Source organism: Xanthobacter autotrophicus (assembly GCF_029991245.1).
Taxonomy (GTDB): Bacteria; Pseudomonadota; Alphaproteobacteria; order Rhizobiales; family Xanthobacteraceae; genus Xanthobacter; species Xanthobacter autotrophicus_C.
This window is the reverse complement of the sequence record NZ_JAIVFO010000088.1, coordinates 1-19,834: the sequence shown is the minus strand read 5'-3', so window position 1 is coordinate 19,834 and position 19,834 is coordinate 1. Positions and strand designations below refer to the sequence as shown.

Genomic DNA, 19,834 nt, shown 5'->3' with positions numbered 1-19,834 from the left:
ATGTGGGCCTCGTCAATGCCGGCCTGTGGGTGATGCCGGATGCCATCCGCGCGGCGCTCGGTGAGGCGCGGGGCGAGGCGCTGATCGGCTTCCTCGGCGCGGCGCCGCAGGCGGTGTTCGATCTGGTGGCGCGGCACGCCATCCCCTGCGAGGCGGCCCCCGTGGGCACGCTGCATTGCGCCGTGGGCGCGGCCGGACGCGCCGAGATCGAGGCCCGCGCCGCCCAGTGGCAGGCGCGGGGCGCGCCGGTGCGGCTGCTGGAGGCCGATGAAGCCAGGGCCATGGTGGGCGGCGGCGATTTTTCCGGCGCGCTGCTGGATCGGCGCGCCGGCACGATCCAGCCGCTTGCCTATGCGCGGGGGCTGGCGCGGGCGGCCCTTCAGGCGGGGGCGCAGATCTATCCGTCGAGCCCGGTGATGGCGGCGGAGGAGACCGCCTCCGGCTGGCGGCTCGCCACGCCGGGGGGAAGCCTTGAGGCGGATCATCTCATCGCCGCTACCGACGCCTATGGCACCGGGCCGTTCGCCGCGCTGCGGCGTGAGCAGGTGCACCTGCCGTATTTCAACCTCGCCACCGCGCCGTTGCCGGCGGCGGTGGCGGACACCATCCTGCCCGGCCGGCAGGGGGCGTGGGACACGCAGGCCATTCTCACCTCGTTCCGGATGGATGCGGCGGGCCGCCTGGTGTTCGGCAGCATCGGCGCCCTCGACCGCGCCGGCGGCGCCATCCATCGCGCCTACGCCCGGCGGGTGCTGGTGCGGCTTTATCCGCAGCTCGGCCAGATGGCCTCCGAGGTGGCCTTCGAGGCCGGCTGGCACGGCATGATCGGCATGACCGCCGACGCCCTGCCGCGCTTCCACCGGCTGGGGCGCACCGGTGTCGCCGTGGCCGGCTACAACGGGCGGGGCATCGCGCCGGGAACCGTGTTCGGCGCCCTGCTGGCGGACCTGGTGCTGGGCCGCCTGCGCGAGGATGAGGTGCCGCTGCCGCCAAGCGCGGTGACGCCGGCCCGCTGGCGCGCAACGCGGGAAGCGGCCTATGCCGCCGGCTCGGGCCTTGCCCACCTCGTCGCCGCCCGGTTCTGAGGCACCGGCCGGGTGCCCCCTTCAGCTCGCCATGGCCAGCGTGAGGGTGGCATCCACTTCGGCGGCGGTGGGCAGGTCCGCGCCGGCACGCGAGCAGGTGATGGCGGCGGCCGCCGCGCCATAGGCCACCAGCGCGCCCATGGCCTCGGTGTCGAGGGCGGCGATGGCGGCGCCTTCGAGCCGGCCGGTGCGGTGGAGGCCGGCGAGCAGGGCGGCGTGGAAGGTGTCGCCCGCGCCCACCGTGTCGCGCACGACCACCGAATGGCCCGGCACGCTGACCTCGCCGGCGCGGGAGAAGGCGACGGCGCCCTTGTCCCCGCGGGTGATCACCACCAGGCTGGCGCCGAGGTCGAGGAACAGGCGCGCCGCATCGGCAAGGCCCATGCGCCCGCCGAAGGCGATCTGGATGTCCTCGTCGCTGGCCTTGACGATGTCGGCGGCGCGGAAGAAGCGCTGCGTCGTTTCGGCCCAGCGGCTGAGGTCGCCCACCACCCCCGGCCGCAGGTTGGGATCGACGCTGATGACGCGTCGCCCCGCTTCCCGCTCGGCCAGGGCCGCATAGGTGGAGGCCACCGGCTCCACCACCAGGGTGTAGGAGCCGAAGGTCAGGGCGCACACCTCGTCCGGCAGGGCCGGGGGCAGGCGGTCGGGCGTGAGCATGCGGTCGGCCGCGCCGTCGCCATGGAAGGAATAGAGCGGCTGGCCGTCGGCCTGGGTGGCCACCACCGAGATGGTGGAGAGGCAGTCGGAGCGCACCACGAAGCGCGGGTCAACGCCTTCGCGGGCCAGCACGTCCACGAGGTGGATGCCGAAGCGGTCGCGGGAGATGCCGCCGAAGAAGGCGGTGGGCACGCCGAGTCGGGCCAGCCCCACCGCCACGTTGAACGGGGAGCCGCCGGCCACCGCGCGCGCGGGCATCTCGTTGCCCTCCGGGGGGGCCACCAGCAGGTCGATGAGGGCTTCGCCGCAGACCAGGATCATGGCGCGTCCCCCTCCGGCCGGATCACGCCCTTGCGCAGGATGATGTTGCCGGAGAGCCGGCACTCGCCGCTGGCGACGATGGCATAGGCCGCGCGCACCCGGTCGTAGAAGCTCGGGCCGGCGATGGGCACGAGGCTGAAGCCGGGCTCGCGGGCGGTGATGGTGCTCTCGACCTCCGAGAAGAGGCTTTCCTTGTGCGCGTCATCACCGAAGGCACAAGGGCGGCAGGCGGCCGCGGGCACGTCGGCCTCCACCAGGCGCCGGGCGTGGGCCTGCGCGGGATCATTGGCGTCCGCGATGGCGACCTCGTCGCCGTGGCCCATGGCGCTCAGGGGGGCCAGCAGGTCGGGACCCGGCAGGGGGGCGATGCCCTTGAGCATGGTCAGTCCTTGAACAGAACGTCGAGGTCGCGGCCGAAGGTGTCGAGCAGGGGCAGGGCCGCCCCGCCGATGGCCCGAGCGGCGCGGCCCATGGTGCCGGCGACGATGCGGGTCTCGGTCAGGCCCTGCCGGTCGAGGCGGGCGAAGGCTGAGGCGGTGCGCTTCACCAGCCTGTCCCGCACCGCTGCCGGAAAGGCGCCGTCGATGACGATGGCCTCGAAATCCACCACGGCGAGGCAGGATGCGATGGCCTGGGCAAGGCCCTCGGCGGCCTCCTCGATCCAGGCCTCGACGGGCGCGGAAAAGCGGGTCCAGTCGTCCGGCTGCTCCCACAGCTGGGACCCCGCGATGCCGATGGCGCCGAGCTGGCGTTCCAGCCGGTAGAGGGAGGCCGAGCGGATGAGCTGCTGGACCCCCGTGCCGCCCCCTGCCTCGCCTATGGGGCTGCGGGCCATGACCGGCATGGAGCCAAAGGCGCCGGCATTGCCGCTGCGGCCGGGAAACAGGCTGCCGTTGAGCACGATGCCACCGCCGATGAAGGTGGCGATGTAGAAATAGGCGAAGTCGCGATAGGCCGAGCCGCCGCCGAAGGTCAGCTCCGCGGCGCAGGCGGCGGTGGCGTCGTTCAGCACCCGCACCGGGCCGGGAGCGATGCGGGACAGCTCGGCCGCCATGTCGAAGTGGCGCCACCCGGCGAGGGCGTCCTTCGGGGCTTCCAGCACTTCCTCCCAGTTCCACAGCTCGAACGGCATGGCGATACCGGTGCCGCAGATGCGCGCCTGGGCGGTGCTCGGCAGCGTCGCGATGAGGTCGGGAAGGGTACGGCCGGCGAAGGCGATGAGCTGGTCGGGCAGGGGATAGGGATAGGTCAGCCGCTCGCGCCGGCGCACGCCCGCGACGAAATCCATCAGCACCAGCTCGCAGGCGCGGCGGCCCACCACCATGCCAAGGCCGTAGGCGCCATCGGGATTGAGCGAATAGGGCACCGCCGGCTGGCCGATCCGCCCGCGCTGGCGCTCGCCCGCGAGCAGCAGGCCGTCGGCCTCCAGCCGGTTCATGACCACGGTGGTGGTCTGCAGCGACAGGCCGGTGAGGCGGGCAATGTCCACCTTGGTCAGGCGGCCGTGGCGGCGGATGAGCGAGAGGATCAGCCGCTCGTTGTAGAGGCGCACGCCGGTCTGGTTCGTGCCCCGCCCGTGGGAGGCGTGGACCGGGCCGGGATCGTCGTGGAGGGGGCTGCGCTGCATGAAATCTGTCGACCCCGTTCGGCGCCTTGGCGGGCGGTCCGGCGGCGCCCGCCATTGCGCGCCGGATCGTCTTATTCTGGCCGAATGATGAACCATAACATGAGTTTGTGTCAATTAATAAATCGTTCTGATTTATTAATGTGAGGGGAGCGATCCTGCCTCGCGCGAGCCCGCGCTGGCGAGAACCCGCGCCGATCAGATGGCACCGCAATCTGATCGGATGACGCGTGTGCTTTCTGGAAGCCGGGGCGCGTTGCTCAGAAGTGGTAGGCGATGCTCATGAAGGGGCCGTGGAGCGTCGTCTCGTAGCGGAAGTTGGAGCGCGGGCCGGTCACCGATTCGTAGTCGGTATAGAGCGCGCGATAGCCGATGGCCGTGGACCAGGCCTCGGTCCAGTTGTAGCCCACCGAGACCAGCCCCTGCGATGTCAGCTTGGAGCTGGAGGGGAGGCCGAAGCCGCCCACGTCGGCGAGGGCGTTGAGGAACCACTTCTCGTTGATGCGATATTGCAGGGCGAGACCGAACACCGGGTCCAGCCAGTCCTTCACGTTGGTTTCGGCCAGGGAGACGATGCCGCCGAAGGAGGAGAGCGTGGTGTCGGCGGTCAGGCGCTGGTAGCGGAAGCCCGCCGTGGCGCTGAGGTCGAAGCCCGGCCCGCCGATGGGCAGGCGATAGCCGGCGGCGCCGGAGACGATCAGGAGGCGCTGCGACAGGTCGAACTGCGTGCCGCGGCCATCATCGATGGACTTGCTGGCGCTCAGCTGCGACCAGAACAGGTCGGCGAACAGGGTCCAGTTGTCCTTCTTGGCGAGGAAGCTGCCCATCACCGCCCCGTCGAAATGGGACAGGATATCGGCGAACGAGGCGTCCACCGGGAAGGTCGGCAGGTCGCGGATGCCGAGGTTGCCGTTGATGCCCGTGGCCCAGCCGTAGAGCACCGCCTGGAACTGCCATTTTGATTCGGGCGGAGGAGCGAATGCCGTTGCGGCCACGGCCGGTGCGGCCGTGAGGTCGGCGGCGCGGGCGGGCGGGCTCAAGACGTCGAGCCCGAATGACAGGGTTGCAACCGGCAGGGCAAGGCAACAGGCCACCGCCATGGCGCGCGCGCGCCGGCACCGCCCCATCGCATGGACGGGTTGTCGATGCGTCCCCGATGGAGCGGCGGTCTCGGTGCGATGCTGCGTCATATGTTCCCCTCCTGTCGTCAGTCTTCGGCCGCCCCAGGCACGCCTGTTGCCCCTGCCGTATAGCATTGCCTGAAGAACGGCGCCCGCCCCAGGGGGTGGGCGCCGCCCGTGGTCAGTAGCAGGGGGGATAGGGGTAATAGCCGCAATAATAGGCAGGAGGAGGCGGAGCCGCCGCCGCGGCACCGATCGCGGCGCCGGCGGCAACGCCCACGGCGGCACCCGCCACGGCCGCCCCTGCCGGATAGTAGGGATGGCCGTACCAGGCGCCATGATAGACCGGCGCATGGTAGTAGCCGCCGCCGTGATAGCCGTAGCCGCCCACATGCACCGCGCCGCCGCCATAGGGGCCGCGCACCGCCCAGGCGTCGATGAAGAGCGCCACCGGGCCGCCGGGGGTCAGGGTGCCTTCCAGCACCGCCACGTCGAAGGTGAGGGTGGTGCCCTCCAGCTTCGGCGTCTTCAGCGTGACCACCACGTCGGACACCTCGCCGGGCTTGGCGCCCAGGACGGAGACGGTGGCGTTGGGCGGATCGACGGCGAAGCTGTCCTTGCCCTCGTCCCACTGCATTAGGAACTGCTGCAGCGTCTCGTGGCCGGCGGCGCGCACCGGGCGGTCGGCGAAGACGATGGTGTTGGTTGAGACGCCGGTGAGGGTCAGTTTGCTCCCCTCCAGCTTGGCGCCGGCGGCGTTGATTACGGCGAGCGAGGGGATCGGGCGATCGGCGTGGGGCACGCCGATCGCCTTCTGCAGCGGCACGTGCTGAGGCTTGGCCGCATCCTGCGCCAGCGCAGCGCCGCCGGTGAGGAGCAACGCCGCAGCGGCGAGGGAACTGGTCCAGCGGCGCGGGGGCCTCGGGGGGCATGCCAGGGTCGGGGTCATGATCTCGGCTTCCTTTCAAGCATGTCAAGCATGGCAGGGTCGGCAACTCACCGCAGGTGTCATACCAACCGCTCCGGTCCATTCGGGTGCCGAGCGGGTTTCCCTCCGCCACCCGGCTGTACGCCGGTGGCCGATCTCAAGCCCGGTTCCGGCAACCCGGTCCGGAGCAGGGGACAGGCGGTCGCGATCCCCTATTTCGACGGGCCGTCGGCGGCCTTGGCCGCCGCGTCGCGCAGCTTGGCGATATCGTCCGGCGTCAGCTTCGGATGGTCGATGGCCAGCGTGATCTTGTTGATCTTGCCGGTGAAGGCGAACGGCACCTGATAGTCCGCATCGTCTACCGGCGTGCCGGTGTCGGAGCCCACGTCCAAATTCTCGTCCCAGGCGAGGATGAGCGGGATGGTGTGGGGCATGGAGGTTGTCGCCACCACCTTGCCGTCCACGCTCAGGGTGCCGGTGCCGCCCTGGCCCAGGCCGCTGCTGGAACCGAAGGCCAGCGTCGCCATGCCGAGGCCGTCATACTTGAAGTCGAACACCAGGGTGTGCTTGCCCGGTGCCAGCGGCTCGGTGCCCTGCCACTTCACCTTCTTCAGGCCAACGAGGTTCCAGGTGAAGGAGGGCTTGCCCTTCAGCAGGTAGAAGCCATAGCCGGCGAACCGCCCGCCCTGGGTGATGAGCATGCCGTCGCCGCCGCCCTCGGGCACCACCACATCCGCCGTGAAGCGATAGGAGGTGTTCAGCACCGAGGGTGCGTCGCCATTGGGCGTGCCGGTGAGCGGCGTGGTCCAGGTGAAGACGTTGCGGCCCGCGGTGATGCTCGGGCGCGGCGTGATGAGCCGCGTGGCCACGGTGGAATCGAGGGGGAGCACCTGGTATTTCCGGGCCTCGGACCAGAACAGGTCCGCCATCGCCTTCACCTTGTCGGGATGCTTGGCGGAAACGTCTTCGTACTGGGTCCAGTCTTCCGAAATATTGTAGAGTTCCCACGGATATTTGGTGGGATCGGAGACCAGGGTGCCCTGCGTCACCCACGGCGGACGCATCACCTTGCTGCTCAGCATCCAGCCCTCGTTATAGATGGCGTGGTCGCCCATCATCTCGAAATACTGGGTCTTGTGGGTGGAGGGCGCGGTCGCGTTGGCCTTGTCGAAGGTGTAGGCCATGCTGACCCCTTCGATGGGGGCCTGCTTGACGCCATCCACCATATCGGGAGCCTTGATGCCGGTGGCCTCCAGGATGGTCGGCGCGATGTCGATCACATGGTGGAACTGGGTGCGGATGCCGCCCTTGTCCTTGATCGCCTTGGGCCAGGAAATGGCCACGCCTTGCCTGGTGCCGCCGAAATGGGAGGCCACCTGCTTGGTCCAGGAGAAGGGGGTGGAAAAGGCCCAGGTCCAGCCCACCGCCATGTGGTTGTAGGTCTTGTCCGAGCCCCAGACGTCATAGAAATACTTCAGCTGGTCTGCGACCGGCACGTCGACGCCGTTGAACATGGCGACTTCGTTGGGGGTGCCGATGAGCGTGCCTTCGGCGCTGGAGCCGTTGTCGCCGCTGATATAGATGATCAGCGTGTTGTCCAGCTTGCCCATGTCCTCGACCGCCTGGATGACGCGGCCGATCTCATTGTCCGTATACATCAGGAAGGCGGCGTAGACATCCACCTGGCGCTTGAACATCTTCTGTTCGTCGGCGGTGAGCTTGTCCCAGCGCTTCAGCAGGTCGTCCGGCCAGGGTGTCATCCTCGCGTTCTGGGGGATGACGCCGAGCTTCTTCTGGTTCTCGAAGATCTGGTCACGCAGCGCGTTCCAGCCCTTGTCGAACAGGTGCAGGTTCGTCGCCTTCTCGATCCATTCGGGGGTCGGGTGGTGCGGAGCGTGGGTGCCGCCGGGCACGTAATAGACGAAGAACGGCTGGTCCGGCGTCAGGGTGTTGATCTTGTTCATGTAGGCGATGGCTTCGTCCGCCATGGCCGTGGTCAGGTTGAACGAGGGGTTGCCCAGGAACGGATAGATATAGGTGGTGTTGCGGGCCAGGTTGTCCGGCTGCCACTGGCTGGTGTCGCCACCCATGAAGCCGTAGAAATACTCGAACCCCATGCCCGTGGGCCACTGGTCGAACGGGCCGGTGGAGATGGCCTGGAAGGCCGGCGTGTTGTGGTTCTTGCCGAACCACGAGGTGCGGTAGCCGTTGTCCCTCAGGATCCGGCCGACGGTGGCCTTGTCTTCGGAGATGATGCTGTTGTAGCCCGGATAGCCCGTGGCCATCTCGGACACCACGGCGAAGCCGGCGGAATGGTGGTTGCGTCCGGTGATCAGCGCGGCGCGGGTGGGCGAGCACAGGGCGGTGGAGTGGAAATTGGTGTAGCGCAGCCCGTCGTTGGCGATGCGGTCGAGGCTGGGGGTGGGAATGACGCCGCCGAAGGTGGAGGGCGCGCCGAAGCCCACGTCGTCGGTCATGATGAGCAGCACGTTGGGCGCGCCGGCGGGCGGCACGATCCGCGCCGGCCAGAACGGCTTGGAGTCCTGCGCCAGCTCCTTGATCACGCCCTCGAACTTTTGCGGCGGTGCCGGGATCTGGCTGCCGTCGATGACGATGGTGGAATCCGGGGCGCCGGGCGTGCCGTTGATCCTCTGGGCGCTGGCGGGCAGGGCGGCGGGGATCGCGCCGAGCACGGTGAGGCCGGCCGTCAGGGCCAGCACAAAGATGCGGGACATGTCTTGTTTCCTCCGGACAAGAGGTATTTACATACTTCTGGTCGGTTTTCTTAACCCTGGGTCAGTAGAAACCGTTATCGGCAGGCTTTGGATCAGTATCGGGCGCGGAGGAGCGCATATCCCATGATCCAGGTCAATGCGCGTCGACAGTGGTCTGACGCCGAACGATGCCGCACGCGCCACCACGTACCTGCTCCTCGGTCGGCGGGGTCCGCGGCGGTTCACGCCACCAGCGCCACCACGGCGGCGTTGAGCAGGCTCGCCGCCGCGCGCGGGTTGAGGCGCACCTGAAGCCCGCGCTGGCCGCCATTGATGAAGACCGCGTCGTGGTGCACCGCCTGCTCTTCCATGGCGGTGGGCACCTTCTTCATCTGCCCGAACGGGCTGATGCCGCCCACCTTGTAGCCGCTCATGCGCTCGGCGTCGGCCGGCTTCATCATCTGGGCGGACTTGCCGCCGAACGCGGCGGCCAGCTTCTTCATGGAGACCTCGTGGTCCGACGGCACGATCACGCAGACCGCCTTGCCATCCACCAGCGCCATCAGCGTCTTCAGCACCCGCTCCGGCGTCTCCCCCAGGGCCTCGGCGGCCTGGATGCCGATGCGGTCCGCGTCGGGGTCGTAGTCGTAGCTGTGCACGGTGAAGGCGATCTTCGCCTGTTCCAGCATCTTCGTCGCCCGCGTCGCCTTCGACATCCCCACACATCCCGTCCTGATCCGGCGGGCACCCATGTTGGTCCGCGCGGCCGGACTTGGGAAGATGGGCTTGGGAAGACGGGCTTGGGAAGCCACACTTGGGAAGGCTGACTTGGGAAGAGGCCGGCCCGCCACGCGGGGCCGCACGCCGGTGCCCTTGTGTCGCGAACCTACAGCGCGGCGACTTCCGGTTTCACCTCCGTGAAAGCGCGGATCGCGCCCTCGTGATCAAACAGGTGCGCCCCACCGATGGCCGGCTTCCATGTGGCGCGGGGCCGGAAGCCGTCCATCCGCGGGGCGTGCCCGTGGGGGTCTGTTGTTGGAATGCCTGCCCGGGGCGGCCTCAGGTCCGACCGCCCTGGGCGGGGCGGGCGTCAGCCGTTGCCGAGGCCGCGGTCACCCTGCTCCAGGAACAGGCGGTCCTGCTCGGTGAGGGTCTGCTGGTCCTTCTGTCCGGAGAGGAGGTTGAAGGGCTGGGTGGCCTTGCTGTTCTGGTGGGTGGCGGGGGCATAGGCGCGGGGCGTCTCCCGCGCGGTGTTCTGGCCGTTCTCCTGGGCCACGGCGGCGGTGGAGACGAGGGTGGTGGAGACGAGGGCGGTGGAGGTGAGGGCGAGCGCCGAAACGGCGGCGATGAGCAGATGACGCATGGATCGCTTCCTTATGTGATCGCAATCTGTCGAGGCAGGCGTGCTGTCGAAGCCAATGCGCTGCCCGATGCCCAGACCCTAGGGGGCGCCTGTCGCAGAACTGTCTCCGCAAACCGCCCGGATCGTCGTCAAATGTCGCGTCCGGCGGCCTCGGCACAGGCCGATACACTTGCGCCCCGCGGGGCCGGTCCATCGGCGGCTTCCGCCACCCCGGCCGGGGTTTCGGCGAAGGCGGCGGCGGCGCGGGAAATGGGCGCGGGCAAAGGCGAAAGCACCCCTGCCGCGCGCCGTCTGGTCTCCTGTGATCGCAAATCCGTGAGCGGTTACAGTCTGGTACACTTTTGCAGTGGGCAATGCGCGCGCTCGGCCTATGGTCCTTGAAGGAGCAGAAGGAATGGACAGCGCACCCCACATCGCGATCGTGGATGACCACCGCGACATCCGCGATCTCGTCGGCAAGTACCTGACCCAGCATGGCTATCGCACCAGCCTCGCGGACAGCGCGGCGGCGTTGCGTCGTCAGCTGGAGCGCGGGGCTGCGCCCGATCTCGTGGTGCTGGACGTGATGATGCCGGGCGAGGACGGGCTGTCCCTGTGCCGCTTCCTGCGCAGCACCACCGAGTTGCCGGTGATTCTCCTCACCGCCATGGCGGAGGAGACCGACCGCATCGTCGGCCTCGAGATCGGCGCCGACGACTACCTCACCAAGCCCTTCAGCCCGCGCGAGCTGCTGGCGCGCATCAAGGCGGTGCTGCGCCGCGTCCACAGCCTGCCGCCGCAGAAGGGGCATATCGCGGCCAAGACCTTGCGCTTCGACCGCTGGAAGCTGGACGTGGGTCGCCGCGAACTGATGGCCGAGGACGATGTGGCCGTGCCGCTCAGCACCGCCGAGTTCCGCCTGCTGTGCGCCTTCCTCGACCATCCCGGCATCGTGCTGAGCCGCGACCAGTTGCTGGACCTCACGGCGGGGCGCGCCGCCGATCCGTTCGATCGCAGCATCGACAATCAGGTCAGTCGCCTGCGCAAGAAGATCGAGGCCGATCCCAAGGTGCCGGCCCTCATCAAGACTCACTGGGGCGGCGGCTACAGCCTGGCAGCGGAGGTGGAGCGCTCATGATCCGCCTGTTCAGACGCAGCCTCGCCGCGCGTTTCATCTGCTTTACCTTGGTCATTCTCGCCCTGTCGCAGGTGGTGGCGTTCTCGATCTCCTGGGACCAGCATGGCCAATCCATGCGAAAGGTGGCCAAGGGCGAGATGCTGAGCCGCTGCGCCGCGCTGGTGCGGGTGCTGGAAGCCACGCCGCCGTCCCTGCAGGGTGACATCCTGCGCGCCAGCGCCACCACCCTCACACGCTACTGGATCTCGCCGGGAGCGCCGAAGCGGCCAGCGGAATGGCGCAGCGCCGCCTGGAGCGAACTGCGCCGGCCGTTGCCGCGCGTCCACTTTCCCAGTCATGCCGGGGCGGGCGAAGAAGCCTCGCAGGCGTCCCAGCCGCCGAAGGAGCCGCACGCCGGCGGCTCGCCGGAGTGGATGGCGCTGTCGCAGGAGGTCTGGCCGCTGCCCAACCTGGCCCGGTTCATCTATCTGGATGGGGCCAGCGGCATGGGCATCGCCACGCAATTGTCCGACGGTTCGTGGCTCAATGCGGTGTTCGTGAAGCCCGGCCCCGAGGGGTTCTGGACCACCCGCTCGGTCACCTTCCTCGCCCTTGCGGGCGTCTTCTTCTGCATCCTCGCGGTGGTGGCCGCGCAGGGTATCACCCGCCCGCTGCGGCGGCTGGCGCACGCGGCGGAGGCGCTTGGCCGGGGCGAGAAGATCGATCCCCTGCCCGAGAGCGGCCCGGACGACGTGACGGCCATCGCCTTCAACCGCATGCAGGAACGCCTGACGCGGTTCGTGGATGATCGCACCCGCATGCTCGCGGCCCTCGGCCACGATCTGCGCACGCCGCTCACCTCCCTGCGCCTGCGGGCCGAGTTCGTTGCCGACGACGACCTGCGCGAGAAGATGCTCGGCACCATCGCCGAGCTGCAGGGCATGACGGAAGCCAGCCTTGCCTTCGTGCGCGCCGACGCCACCGCCGAGGCCACCCGCACGGTGGAACTGTCCGCCTTGGTGGAAAGCCTGTGCGACGACCTCGCCGAGATCGGCTGGGACGTGACCTTCGGGGACTCCCCCAAGGTCGGCTGCCGCTGCCGGCCGGATGCGGTGCGCCGCGCCTGCCGCAACCTCGTGGAGAACGCCGTGCGCTACGGCGAGCGGGCCCGGGTGCGGGTGGAGCGCAGCGGCGATGCCGCCGTGATCGTGGTGGAGGACGATGGACCGGGCATCGCCGAGGAGCTGAAGGAGCAGGTGTTCGCCCCCTTCTTCCGGCTGGAAAGCTCACGGTGCATGGAGACCGGCGGCCACGGCCTGGGCCTTGCCATCGTCCGCACGGTGGCACGCCGCCACGGCGGCGACGTGACCCTCGCCAACAGGGTGGGCGGGCTTACCGCCGTCTTCAGCCTGCCCCTGGCCGGCAGCGGGGCCGTGCCCGATTTGGGGACCCCGGAGCGAGCCGGGTCCGTGCCGCAGGGACTTGCCGCGACCTCGTGACCGAAGGCGGGCACCGGCCTTCCCCAGGGTCGCCTCGTTCGCCATTTATTCTGCATTTTCAAGCAGCTGTGCTTAGGCGCTGTCTGCCTTGACGGGTGGCGCGCCGGCACGGCAAGAGCGTTTCGGCCGGCGGGCGTGGCCTGCGCGCCCTTTCCCGCGGGCGCCCGATGGCCTATTTGCGCGCTCAAGCTCCCCATCTCCGCGAGATCCCCGCGCATGATACGCCTCGACAATATCGGCAAGCAGAACGGCAAGCAGATCGTCTTCATCGAAGCCTCGGCGGCGCTGCTGAAGGGCGAGAAGATCGGCCTCGTCGGCCCCAACGGCGCCGGCAAGACCACGCTGTTCCGCATGATCACCGGCGAGGAGCCCCCGGACGAGGGGCAGGTGAGCGTCGATCGCGGCATCACCATCGGCTATTTCAGCCAGGACGTGGGCGAGATGGAAGGCCGCAGCGCGCTGGCCGAGGTGATGGACGGCGCCGGCCCGGTGAGCGTCGTCGCCGCCGAGCTGAAGGAGCTGGAGACGGCCATGGCCGACCCCGAGCGCGCCGACGAGATGGACGCCATCATCGAGCGCTACGGCGAGGTGCAGGGCCGGTTCGAGGAACTGGGCGGCTACGCGCTGGAGGGCCGCGCCGCCGAGGTGCTGGCCGGCCTCGGCTTCAGCCAGGAAATGATGGACGGCGACGTGGGCAAGCTCTCGGGCGGCTGGAAGATGCGCGTGGCGCTGGCCCGCATCCTGCTCATGCGCCCGGACGTGATGCTGCTGGACGAGCCGTCCAACCATCTCGACATCGAAAGCCTGATCTGGCTGGAGGCCTTCCTGAAGGGCTTCGACGGCGCGCTGATGATGACCTCCCACGACCGCGCCTTCATGAACCGCATCGTCACCAAGATCGTGGAGATCGACGCCGGCGCCCTCACCACCTATTCGGGCGACTATGAATTCTACGCCCAGCAGCGGGCGCTGAACGAGAAGCAGCAGCAGGCCCAGTTCGAGCGCCAGCAGGCCATGCTGGCCAAGGAGATCCAGTTCATCGAGCGGTTCAAGGCCCGCGCCTCCCACGCCGCGCAGGTGCAGAGCCGGGTGAAGAAGCTGGACAAGATCGACCGGGTGGAGCCGCCCCGCCGCCGCGAGAGCGTGTCGTTCGAGTTCCAGCCGGCGCCGCGCTCCGGCGAGGACGTGGCGAGCCTGAAGGGCGTGCACAAGAGCTACGGCAGCCGCACCATCTATGAGGGGCTGGATTTCCACGTGCGCCGCCGCGAGCGCTGGTGCGTCATGGGCGTGAACGGCGCCGGCAAGTCCACCCTGCTGAAGCTGGTGACGGGCGCCACGGAGCCGGACGCCGGCACGGTGGCGGTGGGCGGCAGCGTGAAGATGGCCTATTTCGCCCAGCACGCCATGGAGGTGCTGGAGGGCGAGCGCACCGTGTTCGAGACCCTGGAGGATTCATTCCCCCAGGCCGGGCAGGGCGCCTTGCGGGCGCTCGCCGGCTGCTTCGGCTTCTCGGGCGAGGATGCGGACAAGCGCTGCCGGGTGCTGTCGGGCGGCGAGAAGGCCCGCCTCGCCATGGCGCGCATGCTCTATGATCCGCCCAATTTCCTGGTGCTGGACGAGCCCACCAACCATCTCGACATCGCCACCAAGGAGATGCTCATCGCCGCGCTGGCGGATTATGAGGGCACCATGCTGTTCGTCTCCCACGACCGGCATTTCCTCGCCGCCCTGTCGAACCGGGTGCTGGAGCTGACCCCCGAGGGCATCCACCAATATGGTGGCGGCTACACCGAATATGTGGCCCGCACCGGCCAGGAGGCTCCGGGCCTGCGGAGCTGATCCGGAAAGGAGTCGGATCAATAGCGCAGGCGCGCGTAATAGGAGGTCTGCGCCGCCGCGCGGGCCTGCCCCAGGGTAAGGATGCCGCGTGCGCGCAGCAGCGGCAGCAGCTTCAGGAAGATCTCGGCGGTGGCCAGCGCGTCGCCCAGCGCCGTGTGGCGGCCGGAGACGGCGACGCCGAGGCGCGCCGCCATGGCTTCCAGTCCGTGGCTCTCCTCCCCCGGATGGACGATGGCGGCCAGCAGCAGGGTATCGAGCACCGGCTGGTCGAAGCGCACCCCGCTGGCGGTCTCCTTGAGGGTCAGGAAGCGCATGTCGAAGGCCACGTTGTGGCCCACCAGCACGGTATCTGCGGCGAAGGCGTGGAAGGCCGGCAGCACCTGCAGCAGGGTCGGCTTGCCGCGCACCATCTCCGGGCGGATGCCGTGCACGGCGATGCCGGCTTCCGGGATGGAGCGCTGCGGGTCCACCAGCTGGTCGAAGCATTCGCTGCCGAGCAGCCGGCCATTGACGATGCGGGTGGCGCCGATCTGGAGGATCTCGTCGCCGCCGGCGGGGTCAAGGCCGGTGGTCTCGGTGTCGAACACCGTATAGGCGATCTCGCCCAGCGGCCGGTCGTCGCTCTCGCGGCTCTGCGCGCTCGCGGCGAACAGGTCGAAATCGTAATAGGCCGGGCGGCTCTCGCCGGGGGCTGGCAGCGGCGCCACCGTGCCGGCGGCCACCGGCAGCAGGAAGCGGAACAGCGCGCCCGAGCCGTCGCGCGCATGCTCCAGCCACAGCTCGCCGCCGTGCCGCTCCACCACGTCGCGCACCGTCAGGGGGGAGGGGGTATCCCCGCTCTGCATGGGGCAGGTCTGCCAGCCGGCGAGGTCGAGGCCGGGCGCGGTGCCCCGGAACACCAGGTCGAGATGGGCGCGGCCGCCGGCCGGCGCAAGGCGCAGGGCCAGATGAGGCGCTCCCAGCACCTCGGCGAGGCGGGCGGCAAGGAAGGCGAGGGCCTGGATCAGGGCGAAGCTGTCCACGCTGAGCCAGATGTCGGCGTCCACCGCAACCGTGTCCACGTCCTGCCCGGTCTCGGTCGCGATGCGCTGGGCGGCGGCGGCGGCAAGGTCGGCGCCCAGCATGTCCTGCAGCGGCCAGCGGGTCTTCATGTCGTGGGAGGCGTCGGCGGCGAGCGTGGTGAGGCGCTGGCTCATGGCGCCGACTTCGTCGCGCACCACGGCCTGGAAGCGCTCCCGGTCGGCGGGTTCGAGGTCCGGATAGTCCAGCATGTCGAGGGCCGCCTGCATGCTGGCGAAGGAGGCGCGGCTCGCCTCGGAGAGGTCCAGCCAGCGGCGGTCCTGCCGGGAGCGGGCCTCGTATTCGTCGGTGATGTCGTCCAGCAGCAGCACGAAGCCGGTGACGTCGCCCTTGTCGTCGGCCGCCGCGCGCACCGGGGCGAGCGACACCTGGATGAGGTGGCCGAGGGGCGTCGTGGTCACGAAGCGCGCCGAGGCGCGCGCGTCGCCGCGGGCGATGCGCCGGGCGATGCCTTCGCGGGCATGGTCGATGAGGGCGCGGTCGATGACCGCATGGATGGAGCGGCCAAGGCCGATCAATTCTGCGCCCGCCACGCCTCCTGGCGCCTGCGACAGGGGGCGGAAGAGGGCGCGCGCCCGGGCGTTGTAGAGCAGGATCCGCCCTTCGAGATTGAGCACCACCACCGATTGCTCCAGCTCCGCCATCAGGGCGGCAAGCTGGTCGCGCTGGAGCGCCACGTCGCGGCTGGCCTCGGCCACAAGGCGGGCCATGTCCTCCTCAAGGGCGCGGCGCTGGCCGGCGAGGGCGTTGATGGCCTCGCCGAGCGCGCGCATCCCGGCGCCGGCCTGCGGGGGAAGAGGCGGGGCGGCGGCGTCGCCGGCCAGCACGCGGGTGGCATCGGCGAGGCGGGCCGGGGCTTCCCCATAGGTGGCATGGAGGCGCAGGGCGAGCACGCCGGCGCCGAGGGCGGCCAGGAACCACCACAGCACCACCAGCATGCCGTGGCTGTCCATGAGCGGTGCGACGGTATCGGCGACGGCCGCCCGCTCGGCGGGACCCAGCGTCGAAAAAAGCAGGCCGGCGCCGAGGAGGAGCCAGAGGCCAAGAACTGCGCCCGGCGCCAGGACAATCAGCGCCAGACGCCGGTCGAAGCTCATGCCGGCAGATCCTTCGGCAGCTCGATTGCCGCCGCGCTGTTCGCCGCGAGGTCCCGCGCGGCCGTATCCTTGGCCAGCATGTCCTTCACCTGCTGCACCAGATCACGGGTGGAGAAGGGCTTGGTGACATAGGCGTCCGCCCCAGCGCCGACGCCGCGCGCCATGTCGGTCTCGCGGCCCTTGGCGGTGAGCATGACGATCAGGGTGGAGCGCACGTCGGCATCGGCCCGCACCGCCTCGCACACGTCGAAGCCGGACAGGCCGGGCATGGTGGCGTCGAGCAGGACAAGGCGCGGATGCGCGCGGCGGATGGCGTCCAGCGCCTGACGCCCGTCGCGGGCCACCAGCACGTCGAAGCCCTCGCGCTTCATCATGAATTCCAGCGAGACGACGATATTGGGCTCGTCGTCGGCGATGAGCACCTTGGTGCAGGCGACGGCGCCGATGTTCGGGGCGGGGCCGGATTCTGGCGTCATGGCGTTTCCTCCTTCTTGTTGCCGCCGGCCAGGGCTTTCACCGTGCCTGCGGGTTCGGACGCGGCAGGAGCAAGCCCTTCCGCACCGGCATCTGGCTGGAAGGGCAGTCGGAACGCGAAGCACGCGCCGCTGCCGTCTTGATTCTCCAGCCACATCCTGCCGCCGAAATGATCCACGATCCGGCGGCTGATCGGAAGCCCCAGTCCGGTGCCGGGCGGGCGGGTCAGGGCGTCGCCACCCTGACGGAACTTCTCGAATATGGTGTCGCGCTCGCCCTGCGGCACCCCCGGCCCATTGTCTTTCACCCGAACCACGAGGCCGTCGCCGTCCACATGGAGGCTGACGATGATGCGCCCGCCTTCGGCCGGGACGAACTTAACCGCATTGGAGATGAGGTTCAGCATCACCTGCGTCAGCCGGTCGGGGTCGGCGCGCAGCAGCGGCACCGCCTCCGGCGCCTCGAACACGATCTGCGCCCCCCGGCCGCGCGCCAGCTCGGTGGTGGCGGTGACGGCATCGCGCGCGAGGCGGCGCATGTCCACGTCGGCATTGTGCCATTCGCCATGGCCGGATTCGAGCTTGGCCATGTCCAGCACCTGGTTGACGAGGCGGCCCAGCCGCTCGCTTTCCCCCACGATGATGGCGAGGAAGTCCTGGCGCTGGGCCTCCTCCATGTCGGGCGCGTCCAGCATCAGCTCCGACAGGGCGCGGATGGCGGTCAGCGGCGTGCGCAATTCGTGGGTGACGGAGGAGACGAAATCGTCCTTCAGCTCGTCCAGGGTGCGCAACTGGGCATTGGCGGCGGACAATTCCGCCGAGGCGATCTCCAGCGAGCGGGATTTCTCTTCCAGCGCCAGCGCATAGACCCGCAGTTGCGAGGCTTCGTTCAGGATCTCCATCACATCGGCGGGGCTGAGCGGCTCCTCCTCCGCCACCGCCGCCACCAGCACCCGCGCCGAGGCGCTGCCCACCGCGCCGGCAAGGCGGCGCTCCACCTTGTCCACCAGCCGGGCGTCGGCGGTGAGGTCGGTGCCCACGGCGACGCCGCTCTCGTGGGCGTGGTCCGCGAAGATCTGGCGCGCCGCGTCGGGGCCGAGCAGGCGGCTTGCCAGCGCCATCAGGTCGGCGGGGCGGGCGCGCCCGCGCCAGAACACCGGGTCGGCCGCGCCTGCGGTTGCCGTGGCATGGCCGCGGGCGAACACATCCACGAACAGCAGCGCCTGGCTTGCCTCCCGCCCCGACGGCGCGCGCCACAGGGACAGGCCCACAAAGAGCGCGACATTGACAAGCAGGCTCCAGAACAGGGCGTGGGAGAGGTTGTCGAGGCCTTCGAGGCCGAACAGGCGCTCCGGGGCGAGGGCGGTGATCCCGAACGGGCCATGGGTGAGGAAGGCGTCGTCGATCCATCCCGATTTCGCCACCGAGGGCAGCATCAGGGTGTAGATCCACACCAGGAAGCCCCCGGCGAGGCCCCCCAGCGCGCCCGAGCGCGTGGCCTCGCGCCAGTACATGCCGCCGAACAGGGCCGGCGCGAACTGGGCCACGGCGGCAAAGCTGATGAGGCCGATGGAAACCAGCGCATAGGCCTCCCCCGCCACCTGGAAATAGAGGTAGCCCAGAAGCAGGATGACGAGGATGGCGGCGCGGCGGATGTTGAGGATGATCGCCGTGAGGTCGCCCCCGGCGCGCGCGCCGAAATCCTTGAGCCGCAGCAGCGAGGGCATGACGAGATCGTTGCAGACCATGGTGGAGACGGCGATGGTCTCCACGATCAGCATGCCGGTGGCGGCGGAGAGCCCGCCCACATAGGCGAACAGCGCCAGCCCCGTGGCCCCGTGCGCCAGCGGCAGGGAGAGCACGAAGGTCTCCGGGTCCGCCCCCTTCGGGCTGAACAGCAGCATGCCGCCCAGCGCCAGCGGCAGCACGAAGATGTTGATGACGAGGAGATAGGCGGGAAACACCCAGGCCGCCCGCTTCAGGTGGCGCTCGTTCACGCACTCCACCACCATCATCTGGAACTGGCGCGGCAGCAGCAGCACCGACAGCATGGAGAGCAGGGTCAGCGTGAACCACTGGGCATAGCCGAAGGCGCCGGCGCCGCCCTCGCCGCCGAGGCGCAGCAGGGAGGCAAGCTCGGGTACGGCCTTGGCCCGCGCCCAGATGTCGGCCATGCCGTCGAACAGGCCGTAGGTGACGAACAGGCCCACGGCGAGAAAGGCCACCAGCTTGACGAGGGATTCGAACGCCACCGCCGCCACCATGCCCTCGTGCCGCTCCGCGCTGTCGAGGTGGCGGGTGCCGAACAGGATGGTGAAGAGGGCAAGCGCCAGCGCCACCAGGAGGGTACCGTCCTGCCACCAGGCCGGGCTCGCCCCGCCGCCCGCGGTCCCCGAGGCGGTGAGCAGCACGTAGCCGGAGGAGACCGCTTTGAGCTGGAGCGCGATGTAGGGAACGATGCCCACCACGGTGATGAGCGTGACCAGCGCCGCCACCAGCGGGCTCTTGCCGTAGCGGCTGGCGATGAAATCGGCGATGGAGGTGATGCGGTAGGTGTGGGCGATGCGGATCATCTTGCGCACCACGATCCACGCCAGCAGCATGGCCAGCATGGGCCCAAGATAGATGGGCAGGAACCACACCCCGGTGGCGGCGGCGCGCCCGACGCTGCCGAAATAGGTCCAGGCGGTGCAGTAGACCGCCAGCGACAGGGCATAGATCCAGGCGTTGCCGATCACCGAGCGGCCCTCTCGCGCGCGCCGGTCGGCGAAGGCGGCGATGGCGAACAGGAGCGCGAGGTAGACCACCGCCGCGCCCACCACCACGGGCGCGGAGATCATGGCGCCTCCATCGGGGGGTGTTGCGCCGGGAGGTGCTGCGCCGGGGGCCGCTGCGGCCCCTCTCGCAGGGGCAGGATCCTGTCTCTTACACACT

15 protein-coding genes are annotated in these 19,834 nt (G+C 69.6%); 4 read left to right on the top strand and 11 right to left on the bottom strand.

The genetic code is table 11. The features are described 5' to 3' along the window. Positions 1 to 1,085: NAD(P)/FAD-dependent oxidoreductase (locus K9U41_RS14950; protein WP_282641641.1), on the top strand; the 1,085-nt coding region annotated here is incomplete at its 5' end. A 21-nt stretch (positions 1,086 to 1,106) separates the two neighbouring features. Here K9U41_RS14950 and K9U41_RS14945 read toward each other — a convergent pair. The 8 genes from K9U41_RS14945 to K9U41_RS14910 form a co-directional block, all read right to left on the bottom strand. Then, the gene (locus K9U41_RS14945; RefSeq protein WP_282641640.1) at positions 1,107 to 2,066 is read right to left on the bottom strand and encodes a carbohydrate kinase family protein; all 960 of its coding nucleotides are present in this window, start codon (positions 2,064 to 2,066) and stop codon (positions 1,107 to 1,109) included. Then, positions 2,063 to 2,446 carry an RbsD/FucU family protein gene (locus K9U41_RS14940; protein WP_282641639.1) on the bottom strand — a complete coding sequence of 128 codons (384 nt, stop codon included), beginning with the start codon at positions 2,444 to 2,446 and terminating at the stop codon, positions 2,063 to 2,065. The genes K9U41_RS14945 and K9U41_RS14940 overlap by 4 nt, the downstream gene beginning before the upstream one ends. Positions 2,447 to 2,448: 2 nt before the next feature. Then, a complete protein-coding gene (locus K9U41_RS14935; RefSeq protein WP_282641638.1) occupies positions 2,449 to 3,693 on the bottom strand; it encodes an ROK family transcriptional regulator in 1,245 nt (414 codons plus the stop codon). A gap of 257 nt (positions 3,694 to 3,950) precedes the next feature. Further along, a complete protein-coding gene (locus tag K9U41_RS14930; RefSeq protein WP_282641636.1) occupies positions 3,951 to 4,880 on the bottom strand; it encodes a hypothetical protein in 930 nt (309 codons plus the stop codon). A gap of 112 nt (positions 4,881 to 4,992) precedes the next feature. Then, positions 4,993 to 5,760 (bottom strand): hypothetical protein, encoded by a 768-nt coding sequence (locus K9U41_RS14925; protein ID WP_282641635.1) that lies wholly within the window; start codon positions 5,758 to 5,760, stop codon positions 4,993 to 4,995. Positions 5,761 to 5,951: 191 nt separating this feature from the next. Next, the gene (locus K9U41_RS14920) at positions 5,952 to 8,474 is read right to left on the bottom strand and encodes an arylsulfatase (protein WP_282641634.1); all 2,523 of its coding nucleotides are present in this window, start codon (positions 8,472 to 8,474) and stop codon (positions 5,952 to 5,954) included. A gap of 221 nt (positions 8,475 to 8,695) precedes the next feature. After that, on the bottom strand, positions 8,696 to 9,169 hold the full coding sequence (gene ybaK / locus K9U41_RS14915; RefSeq protein ID WP_282641633.1) for a Cys-tRNA(Pro) deacylase: 474 nt from the start codon (positions 9,167 to 9,169) through the stop codon (positions 8,696 to 8,698). A gap of 374 nt (positions 9,170 to 9,543) precedes the next feature. Then, positions 9,544 to 9,816: a hypothetical protein gene (locus K9U41_RS14910; protein WP_282641632.1), complete on the bottom strand. Its 273-nt coding sequence runs from the start codon at positions 9,814 to 9,816 to the stop codon at positions 9,544 to 9,546. 394 nt (positions 9,817 to 10,210) lie between these two features. Between K9U41_RS14910 and K9U41_RS14905 the strand changes: the two genes are divergently transcribed. The 3 genes from K9U41_RS14905 (at position 10,211) to K9U41_RS14895 (ending at position 14,250) form a co-directional block, all read left to right on the top strand. Further along, positions 10,211 to 10,933: a response regulator gene (locus tag K9U41_RS14905; RefSeq protein ID WP_282641631.1), complete on the top strand. Its 723-nt coding sequence runs from the start codon at positions 10,211 to 10,213 to the stop codon at positions 10,931 to 10,933. Next, positions 10,930 to 12,411, top strand: a complete 1,482-nt coding sequence (locus K9U41_RS14900; protein ID WP_282641630.1) for an ATP-binding protein — start codon at positions 10,930 to 10,932, stop codon at positions 12,409 to 12,411. Before K9U41_RS14905 ends, K9U41_RS14900 begins: the two co-directional genes overlap by 4 nt. Positions 12,412 to 12,627: 216 nt before the next feature. Next, the gene (locus K9U41_RS14895; protein ID WP_282641629.1) at positions 12,628 to 14,250 is read left to right on the top strand and encodes an ABC-F family ATP-binding cassette domain-containing protein; all 1,623 of its coding nucleotides are present in this window, start codon (positions 12,628 to 12,630) and stop codon (positions 14,248 to 14,250) included. A 17-nt stretch (positions 14,251 to 14,267) separates the two neighbouring features. Here K9U41_RS14895 and K9U41_RS14890 read toward each other — a convergent pair whose 3' ends face one another. From K9U41_RS14890 to K9U41_RS14880, 3 genes are read right to left on the bottom strand one after another with little or no spacing between them, the layout of a single operon-like run. Further along, the gene (locus K9U41_RS14890) at positions 14,268 to 16,427 is read right to left on the bottom strand and encodes a 3'-5' exonuclease (RefSeq protein WP_282641628.1); all 2,160 of its coding nucleotides are present in this window, start codon (positions 16,425 to 16,427) and stop codon (positions 14,268 to 14,270) included. After that, positions 16,424 to 16,903, bottom strand: coding sequence for a response regulator transcription factor (locus tag K9U41_RS14885; protein WP_282641627.1), 480 nt, complete (start codon positions 16,901 to 16,903; stop codon positions 16,424 to 16,426). The genes K9U41_RS14890 and K9U41_RS14885 overlap by 4 nt, the downstream gene beginning before the upstream one ends. Next, positions 16,900 to 19,740, bottom strand: a complete 2,841-nt coding sequence (locus tag K9U41_RS14880) for a sensor histidine kinase (RefSeq protein ID WP_282641626.1) — start codon at positions 19,738 to 19,740, stop codon at positions 16,900 to 16,902. The genes K9U41_RS14885 and K9U41_RS14880 overlap by 4 nt, the downstream gene beginning before the upstream one ends. Positions 19,741 to 19,834: the final 94 nt, after the last annotated feature.